This is a genomic window from Kitasatospora sp. RG8 (assembly GCF_017813315.1).
Classification (GTDB): domain Bacteria; phylum Actinomycetota; class Actinomycetes; order Streptomycetales; family Streptomycetaceae; genus Kitasatospora.
In genome coordinates this window covers 24,722-48,752 of record NZ_JAGIYX010000007.1, presented here as the reverse complement: position 1 = coordinate 48,752, position 24,031 = coordinate 24,722, and the positions used below count along the sequence as shown (strand labels likewise).

Below are 24,031 nucleotides of genomic sequence, written 5' to 3'. Positions count from 1 at the left end.
AGGTACTCCGAAGTGACCGAGTTCTACCCGCTCAGCGAACCGTACGCGCAGGGCCGGCTGGACGTCGGCGACGGCCAGCGGATCCACTGGCAGGCGTCGGGCAACCCGCAGGGCAAGCCCGCGCTGACGGTGCACGGCGGGCCGGGGTCCGGGCTCCACGCGGGCAGGCGGAAGTACTTCGACCCCGCGCGCTACCACCTGGTCCAGTTCTCCCAGCGCGGGTGCGGGCAGAGCCTGCCGCACGCCTCCGACCCGACCACCGGCCTGGAGCACAACACCACCGCGCACCTGATCGCCGACATGGAGCGGCTGCGCGAACACCTCGGCATCGAGCAGTGGCTGCTCTACGGCGGGTCGTGGGGGTCCACCCTGATCCTCGCCTACGCCCAGGCCCACCCCGAGCGGGTCTCGGAGATCGTGATCTGCGGGGTGACCATGACCCGGCCCGAGGAGACCGAGTGGCTCTACCGCGGTGTCGCCCGATTCGTGCCCGGCGCCTGGGAGGCGTTCCGGGACGCGCTGCCGCCCGCCGACCGGGACGGCGACCTGGTGGCCGCGTACAGCCGTCTGCTGAACAGCCCCGACGAGACCGTCCGGCGCAAGGCCGCGCACGACTGGGCCACGTGGGAGGACGCGGTGATCGCGCACGAGGCGCTCGGCTCGCCGAACGCCTACACCGACCGCCCGGACGACGCGCTGATGGCCTTCACCCGGATCACCGCACACTACTTCTCGCATGCCGCCTTCCTGGAGGACGGCCAACTCCTGCGCGACGCCGGACGGCTGGCGGGAATCCCGGGCGTGCTGATCCACGGCGCACTGGACCTCGGCTCACCGCTGGGCAGCGCCTGGGCACTGGCCAAGGCCTGGCCGGACGCGGAGCTGACGGTCATCCACGACTCCGGGCACACCGGCAGCCCCGCCATGCAGGAGGCGATCTTCGCGGCCGTCGAGCGGTTCGCGGGGCCGGACCCGGAACGCGGACCGCGACACGAGCAGTGACGTGCCATCAACGGTCCGTGCCCGGCCGAGGCTGGTCGGACACGGGACCGACACGAGCAGTGACGCGTCATCAACGGTCCGCACCCGGGGGGTGACAGGCCGGGTGCGGACTCCGACACTGGAGGGAGTACTTCCACTTCCACTTCCACGGGTCGGCCGGTGCCGGCCGGTACCGGCCGCGGAGAGGGCAGGCCGGCCATGAGCACGCCGTCCGCCAGGCTCCCGATCATCTACGTCCGGGGTTACGCCGGGGGCACCTCGGGGATCGAGAAAGCCGTCACGGATCCGTTCTACGGGTTCAACGAGGGCTCGATGCACATCCGCGTCGGGCGCGAAGACTCCCCCGTCTTCTACCAGTTCGAGAGTCCCTTACTGCGGCTGCACCTTGACGAGGGCTACCACATCTTCGTCGAGGGGGGTCAGGGGACGTACCTCGAAACCCACGACAACATCGCGCCGGACAGCATCTGGATCCACCGCTTCTACGACCTCTCCTCCAGCTCCTGGGGCGCCAAACCGCAACGCTTCGACCTGGAGTCGGCCGCCGTCGACCTGCTGGCCCTGATCGAGAAGCTCCAGGCCAAGACCGGCGCGCCGAGCGTGTACCTGGTCGCCCACTCGATGGGCGGGCTGATCTGCCGCTGCCTGCTGCAGAAGATCATCCCGGACCGCCGCCCGGGCCGCCGGGCCGCCGACTACGTGGCCAAACTCTTCACCTACGGCACGCCGCACGGCGGGATCACCTTCGACGTCGGCTTCGGCGTCCCCGAAGCACTGCGCGACGCCCTCAACATCAACGGTTCGGACATCTTCGGGCCGGACCACATGTACCGGTACCTGACACCGACGGCCCGCCTCGACCCGGACGGACCGCCCGACGACTGGCGGGCCGTCGACATGCCGGACGACGACGGCACCGGCCCGGCCGAGTCGGCCGCCGGCGGCTTCCCGCTGCAGCGGGTGTTCTGCCTGGTGGGCACCGACCCGGCCGACTACGACGTGGCCCACGGGGCCTCGGCGGCGACGGTCGGGCCGCGCAGTGACGGGCTGGTGCAGATCGCCAACGCCCAGATCACCGGCGCCCAGCAGGCCTTCGTCCACCGCAGCCACAGCGGGCCGTACGGACTGGTCAACTCCGAGGAGGGATACCAGAACCTGCGCCGCTTCCTCTTCGGCGACCTCCAGGTCCGCGCCGACCTGGTGGGGGTGGACCTGCCTGCCGACGACCCCGACGTGACCTGGCAGGCCGAGGTCGCCCTATCGGTGCGCGGCCTGCCGGTGACGATGCACGAGCGGGTGGCACCCCACTGGTGCCCCATCCAGCTCTCCGACCCGGTGGGGAACGGCAACGGCTCGGCCAGGGGCGTCGGTGATCACGGCGACGACGGGGACGGCGTCACGGGGAACGGAGGCCGGGGCGCGGGGAACGGGAGCAGGGCTGCGGGGAACGGGGCCGTCCGGCTGGCGACCACCTTCCTCTCCAGCGCCCTGCCGCGACCCGATGAGACCGGACCACTCCGCTACGCGCTCGACCTGCGGGTGTTCTCCCTGCGCGAGCACCACGGGTTCTTCGGCTTCGGCGACCATCTGGAGCGGACCGCCGACTTCGCCGACAGCCTCGTCGTCGACGTGGACCCGTCCGGGCCGCGCCCGGCCGCCTGGGCGCACTGGAACTCCCGGATCACCGGCGCCATCAAGGACCTCCGCCCCGAGGGCGACCCGCTCCCGGACGAGGACCCTGCCGCCGACTCCTGGGTCGGACACATCGACCTGCCGGCGACCGCCGCCCCGCTCCTCGGACCGCATGCCGCCGTCCGCCTCTCGGTGAGCCCCTGGAACTAGCCGGAGCCGCGTGACGGTCCGGGGCCCGCCGGGGAGGCGGTGGTAGGGAGGCCACCGTCCGCCGGGGCGACGGTGATCGGGAGGTCATGGGCTACGGGACCGGGTCCGCGCGGACGGCGGGGCACCGGGTCTGCCCGGCGTCGGCGGCCTACGGCCTACGGCGCGGCCGGGACCTGAAGGGGGCCGGGCCCTGGCGGTCAGGGGCGTGGTTTCGGCTGCCCGCCCGGGCCGGGTGCGTCGGCCGGATCCGGGGCCTCCGCCGCAAGCAGGACCCGGCGCAGCAGGTCGGAGAGGAGCCGGCGCTCCTCGGGTGCCAGGACGCCGAGCAGCCTTTGCTCCTCGCGACCGACCACGTCCAGCGCCTGCCGCCAGGCCTCCAGGCCGGCCTCGGTCAGTTCGACGTCGACGCGGCGGCGGTCCTCGGTGGAGGGGGTGCGGACGACGAAGCCCCGGCGCTCCAGGGCTTCGAGACGCCCGGTCACGGAGGCCGGCGCCAGGTTGAGGTCCGCCCGCAGCTCGGACGGGAGGGCGTGGCCGCCACGCCCGGCCAGCTCGTGGAGCGTGTCGAACTCGTGCTTCTGCAGGCCGTAGTCGGCAACGCCCTGTTCACGCACCCGCCGCAGGTGGCGGGTGAGCTTGTTCATCCGGGTGACGGCGCCCTCGATGTCCGGGTCGAGGTGTGGCAGGACCGGCTGCCAGCGCTCGACGTGTCCGTCGGTCCAGTCCCTGGGCTCGTCGGACCGTTGTTCGGGGTGCTCCATGGGTCGAGTCTAGGCGCCCTTGATCGTCAACCTATATTTCGTTGCCGAAATTTCGGCACCGAAATATAGTCCACGGCGTGACTCATCCACTGGGACTCCGCGACTTCCGGTTGCTCTACGCCGGCCGGACCATCTCCACCCTCGGCGACGCCGTCGTCCCCGCCGCCCTGGCCATCGCGATCACGCGGGCCACCGGCTCCTCCGGCGCACTGGCCCTCGTGCTCGGCTGCGCGATGGTGCCCCGGCTGCTCCTGCTCCCACTGGGCGGGGTGGTCGGCGACCGCTTCAACCCCCGGGTGGTCGCGCTGGTGACCGACCTGGTCCGGGCCGCCGCGCAGTTGTCCGTCGGCGTCGAACTGATCGGCGCCGAACCGCGGCTGCTGCACATCGCCGTGGCCGAGGCGATCGGCGGCACCGCCTCCGCCTTCGCCATGCCGACGGCCTCCCCTCTCGTCGCGGCCACCGTCGAGGGGCCGCTTCGGATGCGGGCCAACGCCCTGCTGGCGTCCACCGGCAACGCGGCCCGCCTCGGCGGCCCCGCGCTGGCCGGCGTGCTGGTGTACACGGCGGGCGCGGGCTGGGCCTTCGTCCTGGACGCCGCCTCCTTCGCGGTCAGCGCCGCCCTGCTGACACGCATCACCGTCCGGCACACCCCCGCCGAGCGCCGCCCGTTCTTCGCCGACCTGGCCGAGGGCTGGACCGAACTCCGTTCCCGGGACTGGTACTGGACCAGCCTGATCGCCCACGGTGCATGGAACGGCGCCAGCACGGTACTGCTCACCCTCGGCCCGCTGGTGGCCGCCCGCGACCTGGGCGGGGACGGCGTCTGGGTCGCGATGACCCAGGCCGGGGCATTCGGAGTGCTCGCCGGATCGCTGATCGCCGGCCGCGTCCGCCCGGGCCGCCCGGTGATGGTCGCCAACCTCGGCCTCGCCCTCTACGCACTACCGTTGCTCGCCCTCGCCACCACCGCCCCGGCTCCGCTCACCGTCGCCGCGTACGCGGTCGCGATGGCCGGGCTCGGGTTCCTCAACCCGGTCTGGCAGACGGTCGTGCAACAGGAGTTCCCCGCCCAGGTCCTGGCCCGGGTCACCTCCTACGACTGGCTGCTCTCACTGGCGGCCGCGCCGCTCGGCTACACGCTGGCACCGCTGGCCGCCGACGCCTGGGGCAGCACCAGGCCGCTGCTGGTCACAGCCGCCCTGGTCGCGCTCGCCTGCGTGGGCGCGGCAGCGGTACCGGGCGTGCGGCGAGTACAGGGAGTGCGGGGAGTGCGGGGGACGGCGCCGGCCGCGGCCCACGGGCCGGACGAAGTCGACGCGGCTTACGCGACCGACCGGACCGACGGGGCTGACGGGGCTGACGGGGCTGACGGGGTGCAGGTGCCCACCGCGACGCACCAGCAGGACGGTTCGGACTCGACGGGCCGCCAACACGCCAAGGCCTCCGAGGCCCTCGCCAAGGCCGACCGGACCGGCACCTGACCACCCCGCCCGGCCCTACGATACAAATATGATCGCCTTCGCCCCAGCAGCCTTCTTCTTCGTCCTGTGCGGGATCGGGGTCCTACGCGACCGACGCCAGTTCAGCAACGCCGTCCTGCTTGGCATTGCCGTCTCCTTCCTCGCTCTGGCGCTGCTGGCCGAAGTGCGCAAGGCGCCCACGCTGGTGGCCGAACTGGCGGCGGTCGCCATCATCCTGCTGCCGGCGATCGGCACGCTCGCACTGATCTGGTTCCTGGTCTCCAACGGTCTGACGATGATCCGCAAGGAGGGCTGGCGGCCCGCCAACCTGCTCTCCCTGCTTGCGGGTCTCGGCATCCTCGCAGTGATCATCCTGCTCGTGGCAGCACTGTTCACCCATTCCTACCGGCTGGGCATCCTCGCGGGCACCACCGCGCTGGTGGTCGGGTACATCTCCTTCCTGTTCGTCTGCTTCGTGGGCTACGCCTTCCTGTACGGCCGTCACCGCCCCCGCCGGGACGTGGACTTCGTCGTGGTGCTCGGCTCCGGCCTGCTCGGCGGCGACCGCGTGCCGCCGCTGCTGGCAAGCCGGCTCAACCGCGGCCGCGAGGTCTTCGAGAACCAGGCCGCGCGCGGCAACCCGCCGATGCTGATCACCTCGGGCGGCCAGGGGCCGGACGAGAAGCTGCCGGAGGCCCACGCGATGGCCGACTACCTCGTCGAGCGCGGGTTCCCGACGGAGCGGATCGAGCGCGAGGACCGCTCCCGCACCACGGAGGAGAACCTGCTGTTCAGCAAGGTGATCATGGAACAGGCCAAGCCCGACTACCGCTGTGTGATCGTCACCAACAACTTCCACGCTTTCCGGGCCGCGCTGACCGCCCGCAAGACGGGCGTCAACGGGCAGGTGTTCGGCTCGCCAACGGCCGCGTACTACTGGCCGAGCGCAACCATCCGCGAGTTCGCCGCGGTCTTCCTCTCGCACAAGCTGATCAACTTTGGCATCTGCGGGCTTCTCGCGCTGTGCGGACTGCTGGCCGCGCTCTGACACCGCCCGCCCCCACCTCCCACCTCCCTCCGTTCTCTCCGGGCCCCGGCCGCTTCGGCAGCCGGGGCCCGGTGCGTCACCTGACCGGCCCTTGCCCGTCACGTGACCGGGCCGGGGGCCGAAGTCGGGACTGTGGCCGGGGCTCTGGCCAGGCCTGTGGCCGGTGGCCGGAGCCGGTGACTCTCGGCCCGTCACGGGGCGGGGCCGGGGCCGAGTGGCTCTGCAGGCCGGGCACGACTCCTCGGCAGGCCGGGGGCTCAGCAGCCGGACCCCGATGCGACAGGACACCAGGCCCCAAGGCCACGACCGCGCCATGGCGGCCCCGGCCATGACGGGCCGCCCGAGGTCGGAGGCCCGCTACATACCGCCCCGCCGACGGACGCGCCACGCTGCACGACGTCCCGCCCGAACTCCTCCCCCACCCTGGAGTCCCCCGTGACTGTGCTGTCGACCACCGGTGCGTCCACCCCTCCCGCGGCTTCCAGCGCCCTACCACCCCGGCGCGGCGGGCGGCTCGCGCGCTGCGCGGCCGCCGCGGTGCTGGCGGCGGGCGCGCTCGCGGCCACCGCCTCGCCCGCCACCGCAGGCCCCGCTGCAACCGCGGCCGACGCCGCCCCCGGCGGAACGTACCAGCAGGTCACCGGCTTCGGCGCCAACCCGGGCAACCTGGCGATGTACGCGTACACTCCCGCCGGTCTGCCGACCGGGGCACCGCTGGTGGTCGCACTGCACGGCTGTGTGCAGACCGCCAACGACTACTACCGGAACTCCGGTTGGACGAAGTTCGCCGACCTCTACGGCTTTGCCGTGGTGTTCCCGCAGACCGGCTCCGCCAACAACAGCCTCTCCTGCTTCAGTTGGTTCGACGCGAGCAAGGACGGCCGGGGCTCGGGCGAGGCCGCGTCGGTGGTCGAGATGGTCGCCAAGGCCCGGTCGCTGTACGGCTCGGACGGCCACCGGGTGTTCGTCACCGGTCTCTCGGCGGGCGGCGGCATGGCGGCCGACCTCCTGGCCGACTACCCGGACGTGTTCGCCGGCGGCGCCATCGACTCCGGTCTGCCCGCCCACTGCGCCACCACCCAGAGCGCCGCGTCCGGCTGCCAGAACACCGACCAGCGGCTCACCCCGGCCCAGTGGGGTGACAAGGTCCGCCGGGCGGACCCCGGTTACGCCGGGCCGTGGCCGCGTGTCGCGATCTGGCAGGGCAGCGCCGACACGACCGTGAAGCCGGTGAACGCCACCGAGCTGCGGGACCAGTGGACGGACGTGTGGGGGATCGGACAGAACGCGTCCGCCACCCGGAGCCTTCCCGGCAGCACCACCCAGTCCGTCTACAACGATGCGAACGGCCGTGCCGCCGTGGCGCTCTACTCGGTCGCGGGGATGGGCCACGGTCTCGCGGTCAGCCCGGGGTCTGGCACCGACCAGTGCGGGGCCACCGGCAGCTACTTCCTCAACACGATCTGCTCCAGCTACTACACCGCGCAGTTCTGGGGCCTGGACGGCGGCGGCTCCACCACGCCGTCGCTGCCCGCGCCCACCGGGCTCAACGCGACCGTCACCGGCCCTGACACCGTGGCCCTCACCTGGCAGGCCGTCACCGGCGCCGCCTCGTACGCGGTGTACCGGGACGGCCTCCCGGTGGCGGGCCCGAGCACGGCCTCGTTCACCGACACCGGGCTGAGCGCCGGGACGACCTACACCTACACCGTGGCCGCCGTCGACGCTGCGGGCACCGAGGGCGCCCGCTCGGTCACGGTGACGGCGAGCACCGGCGGCAGCGCACCGCAGTGCTTCACGGACAACAACTACAACCAGGTGAAGGCGGGACGCGCGACGCAGAGCGGTGGTCTCACCTACGCCCTCGGATCCGGCCAGGCCATGGGGCTCTGGAACACCTTCACCACCCACACCCTGAAGCAGACCGGCCCCGGCTACTTCGTCCTCGCCGACGGCCAGTGCTGACCAAGCAGCGGGAGCCGTCGAGACCGCTCGGCCGGACCCTACCTGCGGGACCGGCGGAACCGGCCGGCTCGGGCGGTTCGGACGGTCCGGGCCGCCCGGGCGGTTCAGGCAGTCCGGGCTGCTTGGCCGGTCCGGGCGGCCCGGGTGACCGCCACGGACCGTGGTGCTGAGACGCCTCATCCGCCCGACTCCCCGGGGCGCAGGCCGGCGAACAGGTCGGCCTCGGGGAGCGCCGTCCGTACCCGGCTCCGGGCGAGGTGGTAGTCCTCGGTCGGCCAGGCCTCGCGCTCGATGTCGCGCGGGTGTGCCATGAACCCGGCGCCCGGCTCGACCTGGGTGGCGTGCGCCAGCAGTGCGGCGTCCCGGACCGCGAACCACTCGGCGCACCGGATCCGTGTGGTGGTGGCGAGCGCGGGCGGGGTGTCCGGCCAGTCCGCGAGCAGCCCGCCCATGGCCGAGTCGACGCCGTGCGCCGTCATCGCGTCGTGCAGGGTCTGGAACCAGGCCCTGGAGAGCGCCAGGTGGTAGTAGAGCTTGGACGGCTGCCAGGGCTCCCCCTCCTCCGGGTAGCGGTGCGCGTCGCCGGCCGCCTCGAAGGCCTCGACGGTGACCTGGTGGGTCATCACATGGTCGGGGTGCGGGTAGCCGCCGGTCTCGTCGTAGGTGATGACGACATGCGGGCGGAACTCGCGGATCAGGGCGACCAGTGGCGCCGCGGCGGTCTCGACCGGCTGGCCGGCGAAGCAGCCGTCGGCCAGCGGCTCGTCCGGGCCAAGCAGGCCGGAATCCGTGAATCCCAGGAACCGCTGGTCGACCCCGAGGATCCCGCGGGCCGCCGCCATCTCCTCACGCCGGACCCGGGCGAGATCGGCGCGGACCTCGGGACGGTCGAGCGCCGGGTTGAGGACGGATCCGCGCTCGCCGCCGGTACAGGTCGCGACGATGACCTCCACGCCCTCGGCTGCGTACCGGGCAAGGGTGGCCGCGCCCTTGCTCGATTCGTCGTCGGGGTGGGCGTGGACGGTGAGCAGGCGAAGTCCGGGGTGCTTGGTGAACACGGATGGTTCCTCTCTCGAGACTGGACGGTCAGTGCGTCGGCGGCCGGTCCGAGTCGGCCACCGGCGTGAGTCGGCTATCGGCGTGAGTCGGCTGCCCGTCGGTCCGGGAAGTCGTCGGCGGAAGTCGCCGGCGGCGGCCGGTCAGGGGCGCTTGCGGCCGGCCGGGTAGAGCAGGGCGGGCGCGATCGCGAGGGCGGAGAGGCCGAGCACCCACCAGAAGGTGGATCCGAAGGCGACGGCCGGGTGCCCCGGGTGACCGGCCAGCGAGCGCTGGAGGACCAGCGTGAGGACCGCGGTACCGAGCGCGCCGCCCACCCGGTTGAGCACGTTCACCGCCCCGGCGGCCGCCGGGACCTGCACCCGCGCCACACTCCCGTACACCGCCGCCATCCCGGGGATGACGATGATGCCCATGCCGGCTCCGCGCAGTGCCAGTGAAGCGGCCAACAGGCCGTCCGCGGGACCGGTGCCGGCGCCGAGCCGGGTGAAGGCCAGCGTGCCGAGCAGCGAGCAGGCGATGCCGATCAGGATCAGCGGACGCGGGGCCATCCGGTCGGCGATCCGGGCGGCCAGCAGTGAGGTCACCGCCGTGCCGAGCGCCTGCGGAGCCAGCAACAACCCGGCCTCGACGGCTCCGCGTTGCTCGACCTGTTGGTAGTAGAGCGGCACCAGGAACATCGAGCTGTAGAGCGCGGCGCCCTGGAGGAAGGAGTTGGCGGTGGCCACCGCGAAGCCGCGCCTGGTGAACAGCCGAAGGTCGATCAGCGGCGGGCGGCCCTCGACCGGGGTGCGCCGCGCGTGCACGCCGTACCCGAGCAGCAGCGCGCAGCCGAGCGTCACGGCCGCGCCGCTGCCCGCCCCCGCGGCGCCACCGATCGTGGCGAGCCCGTAGACCAGCAATGTCAGGCCCGGTGAGAGTAGGGCGAGCCCGGTGACGTCCAACCGGGGGCGCGGCTCCGCGCGCTGCCCGTCGGAGGGGACCAGGCGGGCGGCGAGCAGCAGGGTTGCCAGACCGACCGGGACGTTCAGCAGGAACATCCACCGCCAGGCCAGGTGCTCCAGGACGAGGCCGCCGAGGACCGGCCCGAGGACCGGCGCCAGGCTTATCGGGAACATCAGCGTGCCCATCACCCGGCCGATCCGGGACGGGCCGGCCGCCTGAACCATGATCGTCTGCCCGAGCGGCTGGATCAGGCCGCCGCCGATGCCCTGCAGGACCCGGAAGGCGATCAGGCTGCCCGTGGACCAGGCCAGGCCGCAGAGGGCGGAGCCCGCGACGAAGAGCGCGACCGAGACCAGCCACGTCCGGCGGGCGCCGAACCGCCCCGCGGCCCAGCCGGAGAGCGGCATGGCGAGCGACATGGCCAGCAGGTAGCCGGTGGACACCCACTGCACGGCCGCCATCGAACTGTGCAGATCGCGGGCGACGGAGTCGATCCCGACGTTGACGATCGTGGTGTCGAGCAGGGCCAGCACCGGGCCCAGCGCGAGCACGGCGCCCGTCCTGAGCAGCCCGGGTGGCAACGGCTCGCGGCCGCTCCCCGCCGACGGCCTGCGGGAGGAGTCCGACGGGCGGGAGGAGTCCGACGGGCGGGAGGAGTCCGACCGCCGGGACGGGCGGGACCGACCCGAAGTGCCGGACGGACCCGGTGATCCCGAAGTGCGCGTACTGGCGGCCGATCCGGCCATGGCCCCTCCCCGGAGTCGTCCCGTCCGGCGACCGCTCCGGCCGCCGATGAAGAACTTAGGTCCGACCCACTGATTGGGTCAAGCCTATTTCCTGTGTCCGACCCAGCGAATCTGCGCTAGGCTCACACCCATGACCGACGGCACCCCCAACCTGCGCGAGCTCAACAAGCGCCGCACCCGCGAGGCGATCTCGCACGCCGCGACCCGGCTGTTCATCGAGCGGGGCTTCGACCGGACGACGATCGCCGAGGTCGCGGTGGCCGCCGGCGTCGCCAAGATGACCGTCACCAACCACTTCCCGCGCAAGGAGGACCTGGTCCTCGACCTGCACGAGGAGATCGTCGCCGGGCTCGCCCGGACGGTCGCCGGGCGCGCGCCGGGCGAGTCCGCGCTGGCCGCGCTGCGCCGGGAGTGCCTGGCCGCGATCGACCGCCACGATGCCGCGCTCGGGTTCTCCGGCCCCGCCTTCGCCCGCACCGTCACCGAGAGCCCCGCGCTGGTCGCGAGGCTGCGCGAGATCCACGAGCAGAGCGAGGACGCCCTCGGCGCCGCCCTCGCCGAAGCCACCGACTCCCCGCCCGCCGACCTCACCGCCCGGCTCGCCGCCGGCCTGCTCGCCGCGATCCACCGGACGCTCTTCGCCGAGGTGTTCCGCCGCACGCTGGCCGGGGAGGAACACGGATCGACAGCCGACGCCATCCGTCCGGCCGCGGTCCGCGCCTTCGACCAGCTGGAGGGCGCACTGGGCGGATACGCGGTCCGACCAGCGGCCTGAGCAGCGACGAAAGGCCGCGCCACGGGCGCGTCGCTTGACGAAAGGTTGACCTGCTCACGGCAGATTGTTGGGGAGCACCGACCCTATGGTCGGCGCATGCCCTCACAGCCCATCAGGCGACCCGCTCTTCCGGTCCTGCCCTACCGCAAACCCACGCCCGGCCGGGACTACTGGGTGATCAACGACGTCCTACCCGATCCCGACGCCGTCCGCGAGCGCGTACTGGCCCGCGGCGAATGGACCGAGGGCTACCCCTACCGGCCCGAGGCCTGGCCCGGGCTGCGGACCATGCCCGGGCTGGAGCCGGACGAGCTGGCCCGGGTGGAGGCGCTGGTCCGCAAGGCGACCGGCGCCTCCCGGCTCTGGGTGCAGAGCACGCCCGGCGGCGGGACGCTCAACCACAACTGCGTCCAGGTCGTCGGCGCCGGGGAGTCGACCTCCCGCCCGCACACCGACTCCCGGGCGCTCTGCCGCTACGCCGCCGTCCTCTACCTCAGCCCCAACGCCCCCAAGGAGGCCGGAACCAGCTTCTACCGCCAGCAGTTCCCGGGCGGCCGACTCGGTGGCAACCTGGTCAACGCGCCGCACAACAACCTGGTGGAGGCGCTCGGCACCCGGCACGTCCCCGGCGACGCGTTCACCGAGGACGTCCGCGTCCCCAACCGCTACAACCAACTGCTGCTCTACCACGCCAACCTGATCCACAGCGCCACCACGTACTACGGCACCGAGCTGGAGGAGCGGCGGATGACGGCGGTCTTCTTCTGGATGGCGTAAGCACCTCGGCGCGCGGAGCACCCGCCCCTCGAAGCACCCCGGCCTGCGCATCGCCCCGCCCCGCAGGGCGCCCCGGCCTGCGGGGCGCCCCGGAGCGCCGGAGCATCCCGGGTCGCCCGAGGGGACCGGATCGCCGGGATCCGTCCGGCGGCCCGGCCCTCGGGGGTGATCATCCGGATACCAGGGACGGGTCAGGCCGCCGGGAACTGCGAGAACTGAGCGACGTACTCGTCGAACGGCGGGATGCCGACTTCTGCACGGCGCTCGTCCATGCGCTCGGGATCCTCGCAGGGCCACGGGATCGGCGACCCGTCCTCCACTCCGGCGATCTGCGTGCCGTAGACCTGCTTCCGCCCTTCGTTCACGAGGGTGCGGTCGCGCAGGAAGGCCAGATCGCGCGGGACGGCAAGGCCGTCGGCCACCGCCTGCTCCATCAGCCGCAGCGCACGCCGCTGGACGTCGAGCTGCCGGTCGGCGTGCTGCGCGATCAGCCAGGCGGCCCGGGCCGCGTCCTCACCGACCAGTTCCGCGGTGGGCCAACCGTACGCGTCCATGATCACGTTGAGGCGATCGGCGTGCTGCGCGGTCAAGCGACGCCACGCCAACTGCTCCGCCGGGTCACTGCTGTTCGCCTGGCGCGCGGCCTGATGGTCCGCCACAGCCATGGCGGTGAGCTCCCCGGCCAGTTCGGCAAGTTCGGATGCCATTCCCACTCCACGTCAGATCGAGGTTTTCGCTGGTCATCCGCAACCCTAAATGTGCGAATCGCGGCAAAATCTCCTGCCGGAGGACGGTGACAGCCGCGTTCGGATGCTGGGATACTTGATCTATCCACACGGCGAGGGCCGTGGCCGGAGCCGCAGTCGATGCCGGAGTGGGGCGACGCAGGCGGTCCGGTTGCTCATCGTCCTACCCGACCCCTGCGGGCCCCGTGGTCGCGAAGGCCCCGGCACCGGTCCTCTCCGCCCCTCACGGCGAGATGAACAGCTCGTCCAGGTGATGGGTGAGGACCGCCAGCGCGGCCTCCCCGGTGCGCTGACCTCCCAACACGCTTGAGCCGAGGCCGTTGACCATGGCCAGCAGGCCGGCCGCGGTCATCTCGGGATCCTTGCCGGAAGCGATCTCCCCGGCCTGCTGGGCCGCGCGGAGCTGCTTAGCGAGGAAGCCCTCCAGCACCTCCGGCTGTCGCGCGCCGTGCTTCTCCAGCACCTCGGGGTCGCTGAGCACCAGCGTGTAGTAGGCGGCGTAGGTCCTGGTGATCCGGCGGCTTTCCGGATCGGTCGGCAGGATGCACGACAGGATCGCCGTCACGACGCCGCGCGGCGTGGGCGGGGAGCCCGCCGCACTGATCCACTGCTCCATGCGGGCCTGGAGCTGGGTGCCGAGCCTGGCCAAGGCGTCCAGCAGCAGCCCTTCCTTGGTCGTGAAGTAGTACTGCACGAGGCGCAGGGAGACGCCGGCCTCGGCGGCGACCGCCCGCATGCTGGCCGACTGCAGTCCCTGGGTGTCGGCAATGCGCAGCAGCGCCTCGGCGATCTGTCGTCGACGTTCCTCGTGATCGACCAGCACGCTCATGGATCTCCCTCTCGTGGTACACCCGTATCATGCTGTGATACACATGTATCATGCGAATCAGCCAGTTCAAGAACGATCAGGCCGAGGACCGGTTCCGCACCGCCTACGCGCGCACGCTTGCGGAACTGTGGCCCGGGCAGCGGACGGCGCTCGACCTCCCGAGCGCGTTCGGGACCACTCGCGTCTACCGGACCGGCCCGCCCAGCGGTGAGCCGATCGTGCTGCTGCCCGGCTCGGGCGGAAACGCGCTGATGTGGCACCGGTACGTCGACGAGCTGGCCCGGCACCGTCCGGTCATCGCCGTCGACACGATCGGCGAGCCCGGCGCGAGCGTGCAGACCACCCCGATCCGCGACGGCCGGGACGGCGCCGCCTGGCTGGACGAGGTCCTGGCCGCACTGGAGGTGCCGGCCGCCCATGTCGTCGGCTGCTCCTACGGCGGCTGGCTGGCGCTCAACCACCAGATCCACCACCCGGGCCGCACCGCCTCCCTCACGCTGGTGGATCCCGCGGGGTTCGCCGACCTCGGACCCCGGTTCTACGCCTGGCTGATCGCCGGCGGACTCGCCTCGGCCGCGCCCCGCCGGGTCCGCCCCCGGCTGGCCCGGCTGGTGGGCAACAGCGCCATTCTGGAGGCCGAACTGATGAGTCTGATGCGCGCATCGATGGGATTCCGCCGCGCGCTCCCGGCGCCCCCGGTCTTCCCCGACGAGGAACTGCGCCGTCTGCACGCGCCCGCGCTGTTCCTGCTCGGCGCGCGCAGCGCCATCCACGACTCGCGCGAGGTCGCCGACCGCATCGGCAGGCTGGTGCCCTCGGCCCGGGTGGAGATCGTGCCCGACGCCGGCCACTCGCTGCCGACCGACCAACCGGGCCTGGTGACCGACCGCATCCTCCACCACGCCGCCGGGCGGTAGGGCGGACCGGGTGGCCCCGGCCTCCCGGTTCCCCCGACCCCGCCCACGGTCAGGGCCGGCCACAGCTGTCAGGTGCGAGCGGTCTCCGACCGGCGACGTCACGATCCTCCGGACGGAGCCCGGGCCGCCTGGGTCGCCCGCGTACGTGCAGGCTGCTCGTCCCCCGTCCCGTCCGGAGTGGCCGACAGCAGCTCGCTCGGCTCGCCGTGCGCCAGGGCGAGCCGGGTCAGCGCAGCGGCCAGGCGGCCCAGGTCCTCGGGCGGGACCAGCTCCGCGAGTCGCACCGCGGTGCGCGGAAGGCCGAGATCGGCGGCCACGGCGCGGGCGCGGCCGTCGAAGAAGGGCCGCAGCTCCGGCCAGACGGCCTGGGCCTCGCGACAGAAGATCCCGGCGCCGACCGGCCCGATCCGCGGGAACTCCCGGAGCAGCTCCTCGACCTTCCCCGACGTGCCGCCCGCCTCGGTCCGCAGCCTCCGGAGGTCGCCGTGCCAGCGGTCGAGCAGGAGGTCGGCGCCCCGGCCGAGGGCGGTCGCGGTGCTCTCGTCGTACCGGACGTAGTGGGCGCGCCCGAGGGCGTCCACCCGGGACTGCCAGCTCGCCGTCGCCATCGCGCGCGGCGTCCGGAGGCCTGCCGCAAACAGTTCCCGGGCGGCGGCCACGGCGGTGGCGGCGCCGATCCGGACCGAGCAGAGCACGGTGAGCACGAGCAGTTGGTAGAGCGGTGCCGGGGTGTTGCGCAGGGCGATACCGGCCTCCTCGGCGTAGGTGCGGCCGTACCGCTCCAGCAGGACTGCGACGATCCGGTCCTGGTCCACGACGCACCTCCCTCCCCCGGCACCTGCCCGGGTTGGCGCCGCCCATGCGCGGGGAGGGTGCCCCCATGGAGAACGCTCCACCCGGGCCGACGCCCGCACCAAGACCCGCACCCGCACCGTGGGCACCTGCCGACCCGGCAACGGGTCCAGCACCCGGACCACCCGCCGGGCCGACGGACCCGCCCTGGGCAGCGCCCGCGCCCGGGGCCGCACCCGGACCGGCGACGGAGGCGGTCCGCCCCGAGTGGGCCGGGATCGACCGGATGGCGACGCTCGACCTGCTCCGGCTGATGAACGCCGAGGACCGCACCGTCGCCGCGACGGTCGCCGGCCAACTGCCCGCCATCGCGGCCGTGGTCGACGCTGTCGCCGCCCGGATGGGCCGGGGCGGCCGGCTGGTGTACGTCGGCGCGGGCACGGCCGGACGGCTCGGGGTGCTGGACGCGAGCGAGTGCCCGCCGACCTTCGGGACCGCGCCGGGTCAGATCGTCGGCCTGATCGCGGGCGGGCAGCCCGCCCTGCTGAGCGCCGTCGAGGGCGCCGAGGACCGCGCCGACCTCGCCGTCGCCGACCTCGCCGCGCTGGCCCTGACGCCGGCCGACACCGTCGTGGGCGTCTCCGCCTCGGGCCGGACGCCCTACACGGTCGCGGCCGTCCGACAGGCCCGCGGGGCCGGGGCGCTGACCGTGGGACTGGCCTGCACCCGGGGATCCGCCCTGGTGGCGGCCGCCGAGCTGGGCGTCGAGACCGAGGTCGGGCCCGAGGTGGTGGCGGGCTCCACCCGGCTCAAGGCGGGCACCGCGCAGAAGCTGGTGCTGAACCTGCTCTCGACCGCCGTCATGGTCCGGCTCGGCAAGACGTACGGAAATCTGATGGTCGACGTACGCGTCGGGAACGAGAAGCTGCGCGGCCGGGCACACCGCATCGTCGCGCAGGCCACCGGCGCCGACGAGGCCACTGTCCGTGCCGCACTGTCGGCGACCGGCGGCCGGGCGAAGGACGCGGTGCTGGTGATCCTCGCCGGGGTGGACGCGCCGACCGCCGCCCGGCTGCTCGCCGCCTCCGACGGCCGGCTGCGCGAGGCACTCGAATCCCTGCCGCCGAGGGCCTGAACCGAGGCGGCCACGCACACCCCGGCAGGCCCTCGGCGGTCGCCGGGCGGCGCCGCACCCGGGTCGGCCAGGGTGCGGGACGGCCCCGGGTCAGCCGAGACGGACGTCCGCGCGCCCGGCCACCTCGCCGAACCGCGGCAGGTTCAGGTCGACGGCCGCCCGGTGCTCCGCCTCCGTCAGGGCGGTCATGGCCTCCTCGACGAACACCAGCTCGTAGCCGAGGTCGGCGGCCGCCCGGGCGGTCGACTCGACGCCGAGGTTGGTCGCGATGCCCCCGAACACCAGCGTGTCCACGCCGCGCGCCTGGAGCAGTTCGTGCAGTCCGGTGCCCTGGAAGCCGCCGATGGTGCGCTTGACCACGACGGCGTCGGCGGCCGCCGCGACCTCGGCGGCCAGCTCACTTCCGGGTGGCTGCTCGGTGACGTTCGGGCGCTCGACCCGGACGGCCACCACGGGAGCCCCGGCGCTGCGGAAGGCGGCGGCGAGGTCCAACGAGACGGCGAGCGCGTCGGCACCCGGGCGCGGGGCCAGGGGGGCGGCGACGATCCGGTCCATCAGGTCGACCAGGACGAGTGCGGTCCGGGAGGGGTCAAGGGTTCGCATGGCCGTTCACGCTAGCGGATCCGCGGGCCGTCGAACCCGGTCACGCCTCACGCCCGCCCGAGCCGGTCGAACCCTTGCTGGTCGGGCCCTTGCCGGTAGGGCCGCTGCCGGTCGGGCCCTTGCCGGCCGCCTCCTCTGCGGCAATTGCGCAGCGGAAGCCCTCGATCAGCACGCTCAGCCCGTACTCGAAGTCGGCGTCGTGGTCGGTCATCCGCAGGGTGTCGGCGGCCTCCCGCAGCAGCGGCAGGTCACTCAACGCCTCGTCCGGGAAAGCCGGTTGGGCGCGTTCTTCGGCGTCCTGACGCCAGGCCTGTTCCTCGGCGACCCAGCCCATGACGTACCGGTCGATCGTGAGCAGCAGCCGCAGGGCCGTTCGCGGGCGCAGCCCGGCCTGACAGAGTGCGCTCAACTGTGCTTCCACCGCGGGCAGTTCATCCGCCGTGGGCAAGGTTCCCGCGTGCACGCGGGCGCCGTCCCGGTAGGCGAGGAGGGCGCGCCGCTTGGCGCGGGCGTCCTCGGCGAGCCAGCGCGGCCAGTCCTCCGGCGCCGGCGCGCGGTCGGGTGGCAGGGCGTCGGCCAGCATGGCCTCCGCCATCAGGTCGAGCAGCTCCCGCTTGTTCTTGAAGTGCCAGTACAACGCCGGTGACTGGACGCCGAGTTCGCGCGCGAGGCGGCGTGTGGTGAGCCCGTCGATGCCGACCTCGTTGAGCAGGCGCAGGGCGGTCCGGACCACCTCTTCGCGTTGCAGTGCCATGCCGCTCCTGCCTCCCGTCCACCTGTGCCACGTCCGCGGCGTGCGCCACGTCCGCCATGCCCGCCGCATCCGCCGCTTCCGCCGCAGGCGCCGTGCGCCACTTCGGGCGCGACGACCGCGCCTCCGGCGCCTGCCGCTTCCGCCGTTAATCGCTTGGACCGCCACCTTATCGCTGCTAAGTTCCGTGCTCGGAATCTATCGGTGATAAGGACGAAGGGACCGATGCCGCGATGAGCACGCGGACGAATGCCCAGGACGACCACCTCCCCCACGAACACCCCTCCCGCGTCCGCCGCCTCGCGTCCCGGCTACTGCCGAACACCGCCCCGTGGCGGTCGTCCCGCGACTTCCGGCTGACCTGGACCTCCGGCACCGTCACCCTGCTGGGATCGGTCTTCACGATGACCGCGATCCCCTTGCAGATCGCCGACCTCACCGGCTCGCCGTTGGCCGTCGGCGCGGTCGGTGCGGTGGAGTTGCTCCCGACGATCGTGCTGGGGCTGTACGGCGGGGTGCTCGCCGACCGGGCCGACCGGCGGACGGTCGCCCTGGTGACCGAGCTCGCGCTGGCCGCACTGACCTCGTTGCTACTGGTCAACGCGATGCTCGGTAAACCGATGCTGTGGCCGCTCTACGCCGCGGCCGGCTGCGCGGCGGCGCTTCAGGGGATCCAGCAGCCCTCGGTGGAGGCGATGATCCCGCGCCTGGTGCCGCACGACCAGCTGGTCGCGGCCGGCGCGCTGCTCTCACTGCGGTGGAGCATCGCCGGGCTGGCCGCCCCGGCCGCGGCCGGCGTCGTCATCGCGACGGCGGGGGTGCCGTGCGCCTACCTGATCGACCTGACCACCTTCCTGGTCTCGATCGCCCTGCTCGCCCGCGTCCGCCCCGTCCCGTCGGAGCGCGACGCCGAGGCCCCGCAGCTGCGCGAGTTCGCCGAGGGGCTGCGGTACGCGGGGCGGCGGCCGGACCTGGTCGGCACCTACCTGGTCGACCTCGCGGCCACGGTGTTCGCCCTGCCCACGGCGCTGTTCCCTTTCCTCGCACAGGAGTTGGACGCCCTCTGGGCCCTCGGACTGCTCTACTCGGCCTCGGCGGCGGGGGCCCTGCTGGCCGCCGCGACCAGCGGCTGGACCGAGCGGGTGCACCGGCACGGCCGGCTCGTCCTGGCCTCCGGCGCGCTGGTCGGCGCCGCGATGGTCGCGGCCGCCTTCTGCGGGGGCGCGCGCGGTGGCGCTCATGGGACCGTCTGGGCGGTGCTGGCCTGCCTCGCGGTCGCAGGCGCCGCCAACTGGGTCGGCGACACCTTCCGCACCGCGATCTGGAACCAGTCGATCCCGGACGAACTCCGCGGGCGCGCAGCCGGGTTGGAGATGCTGATCGGCTCCGCGGGACCCGCCCTCGGCGACATCCGGGCCGGCGGGCTCGCCGCCGGTTACGGCATCCGCGCCGCCCTCCGCACCGGTGGACTGGCCTGCCTCGCATCCACCGGGGTACTGACCGCCGCACTGCCCGCCCTCTGGCACTACGACCAGCGCACCGACCCGCACGCGGCGGCGGTCCGCGCCGCGCAGGAGGACGCCCGACCCCGGAGGGAGGCCGGTGAGCCGGCGGCGTGATGCAGGGGGCCACGCACCGAGGCCCAGCCCCATCGACGAACCGAGGCACCGCGACGTTGAGACACGGACGAACCGAGGCACCGGCACACGGACATACGAATGCGCGGACACACCGTGCACAGACACGCCGCACGCGAACGCACGAGCTAACTGATCTTCAATAACCAACGCGGAACCAAGAGTTCCGGCAGATCACCCGTCACAATCCGTAGACCGACCGCGTTGGTGCGGCTACTGTCGAAGCGCTTGACGACGATCGTCCTCACGGGGGTGCGGACCGGGACGGTCGGCCGAACCAGCAGGGTCCGCCACGGTGAGGAAGCGAAGGAGAACCGGTGGCTGACGTCAAGGGTGTGCTGCTGCCCGCCTACGTGGTGGCCGACGAGTCCGGGTCGATGGCGGTCTGCGAGCGGGAGCTCACCGACGGCCTGGTCTCCCTCCACGAGTCGCTCCGGGCCGCGCCGATGCTCGCGGACAAGGTCCGGTTGGCGATCGTGGGATTCGCGGACGACGTGGAGGAGCGCCTGGCACTGACCGACGTCCGCAACGAGGTGCGCCTGCCCCAGTTCGTCATCCGGGGCCTGACCAGCTACGGGTCCGCGTTCCACGACCTGCTCCGGCGGATCCCCGACGACGTGGCCCGACTGAAGCGGGAGGGGTACCTCGTGCACCGCCCGGTCGTCTTCTTCCTGAGCGACGGCGCCCCCACCGACGGCGAGGCCTGGCGCACGCCCCATCGGCAGCTCACCGACAAGGGCGTCACCAAGGCAGCCCCGAACATCATCGCGGTCGGTGTGGGCCATGCCGAGGCCCGGACGATGGTGGAGGTCGCCACCCGCCCGGAGTTCGCCTTCGTCTCCGTACCCGGGGCCGACGTCGGCCGCTCCATCACGGTGTTCTTCGAGATGCTGACGGAGAGCCTCATCCAGTCGGGCAACTCCCTGGTGGCCAACAGGCCAGAGCTGATCATCCAAAAGCCCGACCCGAACCTGATGCGCGTGGCGATCGACATGGTGTGACCGTGGAACGGCCGATCACCCCTCATTGGCGGGACACCTCACCGGGCGACCCCGCCCGTCCGACGACACCTCCGCCGCCGCCCTACGCTCCCGGCGCACACACCGCGCCGAACACCCGCACGCCGTTCCCGGGCGGGCCCCGGCCCGATCCGGACCGGTGGTCCCCGATCGTCGTCGACCGCGCGGGTCCGGTCTTCGAACCCCGGCCGCCGGTGGGACGGTACTTCCGGGCGGACACCGAGTCCGACGGGTGGTCGACGGATCACGCCCGGCTGCGACTGGCGTCCGTCCGCGGCAACTCCCACCGCTACTACCGCAAGCCCCGCCAGGACTCCGCCGCCGCGACCTTCCACGCCGCTTCGGAGACGATCGTGTTCGCCGTCGCCGACGGCGTGTCGGCGGCGAGCCTCCCCGAGCTCGGCTCGATGCTGGCCTGTGAGGCGGCGATCGGGGCCGTACTCCGGCAACTGGACGCCGGTCAGGGCGAGTTCGACTGGGCCGCCGTGGTGCGGCAGGCGGCGGCGGCGCTGACGGTGCGAGCCACGGCGATCCTGGCCGGCACCGGCCCGGGGCCCGGCGCCGCACCCGCGGCAAGCCCCCCACCCACGCCCGGACCCGCACCCGCACCCGCAGCGAGGCCCGCACCACATCCCGCAGCCGTACCCGAGCCACCCCTCGCCCCCGCACCGCACCTCGCTCCCGCGCCGGCAGCACATCCCGCCCCCGATCCGGCCCAGGTGGAACGGTTGCTCGCCACCACCCTCGTCGTCGGGACGGCACGGCCGGTCCCCGGCGGGCTGGAGGTCCGGCTGTCCAGGGCCGGCGACTCCGGGGCGTGGGTCCTCGACCTCGACCGGGCCGCGTACCGTCCGCTCTTCGCACCGAAGTACGACCCGGACGCCGTCATCGTCTCCAACGCCGTGGTCCCGCTCCCCCGGTGCCCGGACCCGGCGGAGCTGGGCGGGTGCCTGCTCGTCGCGGGACAGGTGTTGCTGGTGGGCACCGACGGCTTCGGCGACCCGTTGGGCGACGGGGACGGTCAGGTGGGCGCGCTCTTCGCCCGGGAGCTGGCCGAGCCGCCCTCGGCCGCCTGGCTGGCACACGTCCTGGACTTCTCCCGCCAGACCTTCGACGACGACCGGACGCTGATCGCGATCTGGCCGGGCGCAGGGGCGGGGCGGCCCGCATGACGGACCCCGGTCGAACCGTCGACCTCAACGACCTCACCCTCGGCACGAGCCTGGGCAAGGGCGGCCAGGGCACCGTGCGCCTGGTCCAGGGACGCACGGTCGACGGGGAGCCGGCCGTCTACAAGGAGTACCTGCCGGAGGTGCTGCCCTCGCTGGACGTGGCGGCCCTGCGCGCGATGGTGGACCTGCCGGTCGGGCTGGCCGGTGAGGACACCCGCTGGCTGCTCCAGCGCACGGCGTGGCCCGCCGCGCTGGTGACGAGGCACGGGGCTGCCACGGGGTTCCTGATGCGGAAGGTCCCCGACGAGTTCGCGTTCGACTACCAGGGGCTGAGCCCGAGCGGCTCGGGCCGCAGGCTGGCGAACTTCGAGTTCCTGCTGAACCGCGACGACTACGTGGCCGGGATCGGTCTGAAGATCACCCCACGTCATCGGCTGAACCTGCTCGCGGGCCTCGCCGAGACGCTGGACCGGCTGCACGGGCTCGGCATCGCGGTCGGCGACCTCTCCCCGCGGAACGTGCTGTTCACGAACGGAGCCGGCGCGGCCTCGTTCCTCATCGACTGCGACGCCATGAGGGTCCACGGCCGGAGCGCGCTGCCCCAGGCCGAGACGCCCGGATGGCAGCTTCCCCCGGGCGAGGAGAAGGCGACCCGGCACGGTGACGCCTTCAAGTTCGGCCTGCTGGCCATCCGGCTGATCGCCCGGGAGCAGGGCGCGACCGACCCACAGGTGCTGGCCCGCGTCGACCGCGAACTGGCCGATCTGGCACGGAGGAGTCAGCTGGTCACACCGTCCGGCCGGCCGGCACCCGGTGAGTGGGTCCTCCCACTCAGGCGCGCCGCGGTGCGCGCCTCGACCAGGCCGGCCACCACGTCACGGCCGATCCCGCGACCGCCGAGTGGGACGGCCTCCCCCGGGCTGCCCGGCCCGGGCGTACCCGGCCTGGGCAGCCCGGTCGGCCCACCGGCTCCCGCCGGTCCGTCACACGGCTCGTCGGGCACCTCCCCGGGCACCACCCCCGGCGGATCGGCAGGCGGCTCGGCAGCCGGCTCGGCGGGCGGTTCACCGGGCGGTGGAGGCGGATCCGGCTCCGCGGCCGGCAAGGCCGTCGCGATCGTCCTCGGGATCATCCTGCTGTTCGCGTGGGTCAACTCCCACCAGTCCAGCAGCCCTTCCCCGGAACCGCCGACCCCTGTGACGGCCGCCATCGGCGGGACCGACCCGAAGCCTCCCCCCACCCTGCCGCCCGTTCCGAAGCCTCCCGTACCCACCCCGCCACCCGTCCCCTCCCCCGTACCCACGCCACCGCCCGCACCGGAGCCACCGCCGCAACCCGCGCCCCCGCCGCCCCCTCCGCCCCCTCCGCCGGACCCGGTGGAGACCGCCCGGGCCGGCGACTGCTTCGACAACACCGGGACCGAACAGCAGACCAAGCTCAAACCGGTGGACTGCGGTGACGGCGTCTTCAAAGTGGTCAAGGTCCTCGCGGGCACCACGGACAAGAGCGGCTGCGACAGTGCCGTCAACGGGACGGGGAGCATCACGTACCCGCAGTACAACCGCGTCCTCTGCCTGAGCTACCAGAACCGGAACACCGCCTACTACGCCAAGCCCGGGCAATGCGTCTACGGCGGCCCCGCCAACTCCCCCTGGAGCCTTCAGACCTGCCGGCCGGGCACCTTCACCGTCCTGTCCCGCACCCAGGGGGAGAGCGCCGGCAGCTGGTGCAACTCGACGGAGGGCTACCAGCTGAGCGAGTACTTCACCGTCCCCCGGTGGCCCGGCCAGAGCATGCGGCTCTGCCTCTCGATGAACTACCCCGACGCGATGGGGCGGGCCGTCGTGAACCAGTGCATGAGCAAGAGCGGCTCGGGCAGCCAGGTGACCTTCACCGCCGTCTCCTGCGGTCAGGCCAACGTCGTGGTGACGGGCCGGACCCCGACGTACCACGACATCGCCTTCTGCCGCGGGGACGGCGCAACCTGGTGGCAGCCCCCCGAGTACCCCAACCTCGGCTACACGGTCTGCTACCGGGCCCGCTGAGAACC

The 24,031-nt window shown here is 73.2% G+C and carries 21 protein-coding genes; 13 read left to right on the top strand and 8 right to left on the bottom strand.

Going from position 1 to position 24,031, the window contains the following annotated elements; genetic code table 11:
* Positions 1-12: 12 nt before the first annotated feature.
* A complete protein-coding gene (pip, locus tag J5Y04_RS13115) occupies positions 13-1,002 on the top strand; it encodes a prolyl aminopeptidase (RefSeq protein ID WP_209412168.1) in 990 nt (329 codons plus the stop codon).
* A gap of 198 nt (positions 1,003-1,200) precedes the next feature.
* Complete coding sequence (locus J5Y04_RS13110) at positions 1,201-2,844, top strand: alpha/beta fold hydrolase (RefSeq protein WP_209412167.1); 1,644 nt, start codon at positions 1,201-1,203, stop codon at positions 2,842-2,844.
* A 197-nt stretch (positions 2,845-3,041) separates the two neighbouring features.
* Here the strand turns inward: J5Y04_RS13110 and J5Y04_RS13105 are convergent, their stop codons facing one another.
* Positions 3,042-3,605 (bottom strand): MarR family winged helix-turn-helix transcriptional regulator, encoded by a 564-nt coding sequence (locus J5Y04_RS13105; protein WP_209412166.1) that lies wholly within the window; start codon positions 3,603-3,605, stop codon positions 3,042-3,044.
* Positions 3,606-3,682: 77 nt separating this feature from the next.
* Between J5Y04_RS13105 and J5Y04_RS13100 the strand changes: the two genes are divergently transcribed.
* The 3 genes from J5Y04_RS13100 to J5Y04_RS13090 all read left to right on the top strand — a co-directional run bounded on the left by J5Y04_RS13100 (position 3,683) and on the right by J5Y04_RS13090 (position 8,081).
* Positions 3,683-5,089 (top strand): MFS transporter, encoded by a 1,407-nt coding sequence (locus J5Y04_RS13100; protein ID WP_209412165.1) that lies wholly within the window; start codon positions 3,683-3,685, stop codon positions 5,087-5,089.
* A gap of 28 nt (positions 5,090-5,117) precedes the next feature.
* Positions 5,118-6,116, top strand: a complete 999-nt coding sequence (locus J5Y04_RS13095) for a YdcF family protein (RefSeq protein ID WP_209412164.1) — start codon at positions 5,118-5,120, stop codon at positions 6,114-6,116.
* A 672-nt stretch (positions 6,117-6,788) separates the two neighbouring features.
* The gene (locus J5Y04_RS13090) at positions 6,789-8,081 is read left to right on the top strand and encodes a PHB depolymerase family esterase (RefSeq protein ID WP_245204780.1); all 1,293 of its coding nucleotides are present in this window, start codon (positions 6,789-6,791) and stop codon (positions 8,079-8,081) included.
* A 176-nt stretch (positions 8,082-8,257) separates the two neighbouring features.
* Here J5Y04_RS13090 and mca read toward each other — a convergent pair whose 3' ends face one another.
* Together mca and J5Y04_RS13080 are read right to left on the bottom strand one after the other, a co-directional pair.
* The gene (gene mca / locus J5Y04_RS13085; protein ID WP_209412163.1) at positions 8,258-9,139 is read right to left on the bottom strand and encodes a mycothiol conjugate amidase Mca; all 882 of its coding nucleotides are present in this window, start codon (positions 9,137-9,139) and stop codon (positions 8,258-8,260) included.
* A gap of 141 nt (positions 9,140-9,280) precedes the next feature.
* Positions 9,281-10,633, bottom strand: coding sequence for an MDR family MFS transporter (locus tag J5Y04_RS13080; protein WP_307853089.1), 1,353 nt, complete (start codon positions 10,631-10,633; stop codon positions 9,281-9,283).
* A 325-nt stretch (positions 10,634-10,958) separates the two neighbouring features.
* Between J5Y04_RS13080 and J5Y04_RS13075 the strand changes: the two genes are divergently transcribed.
* Complete coding sequence (locus tag J5Y04_RS13075; RefSeq protein ID WP_209412161.1) at positions 10,959-11,603, top strand: TetR/AcrR family transcriptional regulator; 645 nt, start codon at positions 10,959-10,961, stop codon at positions 11,601-11,603.
* Between the two features lie 96 nt (positions 11,604-11,699).
* Entirely contained in the window at positions 11,700-12,380 is a 681-nt protein-coding gene (locus tag J5Y04_RS13070) for a DUF6445 family protein (RefSeq protein WP_148647004.1), read from the top strand.
* Between the two features lie 191 nt (positions 12,381-12,571).
* Here the strand turns inward: J5Y04_RS13070 and J5Y04_RS13065 are convergent, their stop codons facing one another.
* A complete protein-coding gene (locus J5Y04_RS13065) occupies positions 12,572-13,087 on the bottom strand; it encodes a DUF6624 domain-containing protein (RefSeq protein WP_209412160.1) in 516 nt (171 codons plus the stop codon).
* Positions 13,088-13,349: 262 nt separating this feature from the next.
* Entirely contained in the window at positions 13,350-13,949 is a 600-nt protein-coding gene (locus J5Y04_RS13060) for a TetR/AcrR family transcriptional regulator (RefSeq protein ID WP_209412367.1), read from the bottom strand.
* Positions 13,950-14,005: 56 nt separating this feature from the next.
* On the opposite strand from J5Y04_RS13060, the gene J5Y04_RS13055 reads away from it, so the two are divergent.
* Positions 14,006-14,872 (top strand): alpha/beta fold hydrolase, encoded by an 867-nt coding sequence (locus J5Y04_RS13055; protein ID WP_209412159.1) that lies wholly within the window; start codon positions 14,006-14,008, stop codon positions 14,870-14,872.
* Positions 14,873-14,970: 98 nt separating this feature from the next.
* On the opposite strand, the gene J5Y04_RS13050 is transcribed toward J5Y04_RS13055, so the two are convergent.
* The gene (locus tag J5Y04_RS13050) at positions 14,971-15,687 is read right to left on the bottom strand and encodes an endonuclease (RefSeq protein WP_374106012.1); all 717 of its coding nucleotides are present in this window, start codon (positions 15,685-15,687) and stop codon (positions 14,971-14,973) included.
* A 263-nt stretch (positions 15,688-15,950) separates the two neighbouring features.
* Here J5Y04_RS13050 and murQ point away from each other — a divergent pair, with 263 nt between their 5' ends.
* Positions 15,951-16,799, top strand: a complete 849-nt coding sequence (gene murQ / locus J5Y04_RS13045; protein WP_245204776.1) for an N-acetylmuramic acid 6-phosphate etherase — start codon at positions 15,951-15,953, stop codon at positions 16,797-16,799.
* A gap of 90 nt (positions 16,800-16,889) precedes the next feature.
* Here the strand turns inward: murQ and J5Y04_RS13040 are convergent, their stop codons facing one another.
* Positions 16,890-17,402, bottom strand: a complete 513-nt coding sequence (locus J5Y04_RS13040; RefSeq protein WP_209412157.1) for an isochorismatase family protein — start codon at positions 17,400-17,402, stop codon at positions 16,890-16,892.
* Between the two features lie 40 nt (positions 17,403-17,442).
* Positions 17,443-18,156, bottom strand: a complete 714-nt coding sequence (locus tag J5Y04_RS13035; protein WP_209412156.1) for a TetR/AcrR family transcriptional regulator C-terminal domain-containing protein — start codon at positions 18,154-18,156, stop codon at positions 17,443-17,445.
* A gap of 230 nt (positions 18,157-18,386) precedes the next feature.
* Between J5Y04_RS13035 and J5Y04_RS13030 the strand changes: the two genes are divergently transcribed.
* The 4 genes from J5Y04_RS13030 to J5Y04_RS13015 all read left to right on the top strand — a co-directional run bounded on the left by J5Y04_RS13030 (position 18,387) and on the right by J5Y04_RS13015 (position 24,026).
* Positions 18,387-19,772, top strand: coding sequence for an MFS transporter (locus J5Y04_RS13030; protein ID WP_209412155.1), 1,386 nt, complete (start codon positions 18,387-18,389; stop codon positions 19,770-19,772).
* Between the two features lie 335 nt (positions 19,773-20,107).
* Entirely contained in the window at positions 20,108-20,791 is a 684-nt protein-coding gene (locus J5Y04_RS13025) for a VWA domain-containing protein (RefSeq protein WP_209412154.1), read from the top strand.
* A 212-nt stretch (positions 20,792-21,003) separates the two neighbouring features.
* On the top strand, positions 21,004-21,981 hold the full coding sequence (locus J5Y04_RS13020; RefSeq protein ID WP_209412153.1) for a protein phosphatase 2C domain-containing protein: 978 nt from the start codon (positions 21,004-21,006) through the stop codon (positions 21,979-21,981).
* Positions 21,978-24,026 carry a hypothetical protein gene (locus tag J5Y04_RS13015; RefSeq protein WP_209412152.1) on the top strand — a complete coding sequence of 683 codons (2,049 nt, stop codon included), beginning with the start codon at positions 21,978-21,980 and terminating at the stop codon, positions 24,024-24,026. Before J5Y04_RS13020 ends, J5Y04_RS13015 begins: the two co-directional genes overlap by 4 nt.
* Positions 24,027-24,031: the final 5 nt, after the last annotated feature.

What these genes read in the sequence shown, in the direction of transcription:
- J5Y04_RS13110 (WP_209412167.1), top strand. Translation starts at nt 1,201, where the DNA reads ATGAGCACGCCGTCCGCCAGGCTCCCGATCATCTACGTCCGGGGTTAC.
- J5Y04_RS13105 (WP_209412166.1), bottom strand. Translation starts at nt 3,605, where the DNA reads ATGGAGCACCCCGAACAACGGTCCGACGAGCCCAGGGACTGGACCGAC.
- J5Y04_RS13095 (WP_209412164.1), top strand. Translation starts at nt 5,118, where the DNA reads ATGATCGCCTTCGCCCCAGCAGCCTTCTTCTTCGTCCTGTGCGGGATC.
- J5Y04_RS13090 (WP_245204780.1), top strand. Translation starts at nt 6,789, where the DNA reads ATGTACGCGTACACTCCCGCCGGTCTGCCGACCGGGGCACCGCTGGTG.
- J5Y04_RS13075 (WP_209412161.1), top strand. Translation starts at nt 10,959, where the DNA reads ATGACCGACGGCACCCCCAACCTGCGCGAGCTCAACAAGCGCCGCACC.
- J5Y04_RS13070 (WP_148647004.1), top strand. Translation starts at nt 11,700, where the DNA reads ATGCCCTCACAGCCCATCAGGCGACCCGCTCTTCCGGTCCTGCCCTAC.
- J5Y04_RS13065 (WP_209412160.1), bottom strand. Translation starts at nt 13,087, where the DNA reads ATGGCATCCGAACTTGCCGAACTGGCCGGGGAGCTCACCGCCATGGCT.
- J5Y04_RS13055 (WP_209412159.1), top strand. Translation starts at nt 14,006, where the DNA reads ATGCGAATCAGCCAGTTCAAGAACGATCAGGCCGAGGACCGGTTCCGC.
- murQ (WP_245204776.1), top strand. Translation starts at nt 15,951, where the DNA reads ATGGCGACGCTCGACCTGCTCCGGCTGATGAACGCCGAGGACCGCACC.
- J5Y04_RS13040 (WP_209412157.1), bottom strand. Translation starts at nt 17,402, where the DNA reads ATGCGAACCCTTGACCCCTCCCGGACCGCACTCGTCCTGGTCGACCTG.
- J5Y04_RS13035 (WP_209412156.1), bottom strand. Translation starts at nt 18,156, where the DNA reads ATGGCACTGCAACGCGAAGAGGTGGTCCGGACCGCCCTGCGCCTGCTC.
- J5Y04_RS13030 (WP_209412155.1), top strand. Translation starts at nt 18,387, where the DNA reads ATGAGCACGCGGACGAATGCCCAGGACGACCACCTCCCCCACGAACAC.
- J5Y04_RS13015 (WP_209412152.1), top strand. Translation starts at nt 21,978, where the DNA reads ATGACGGACCCCGGTCGAACCGTCGACCTCAACGACCTCACCCTCGGC.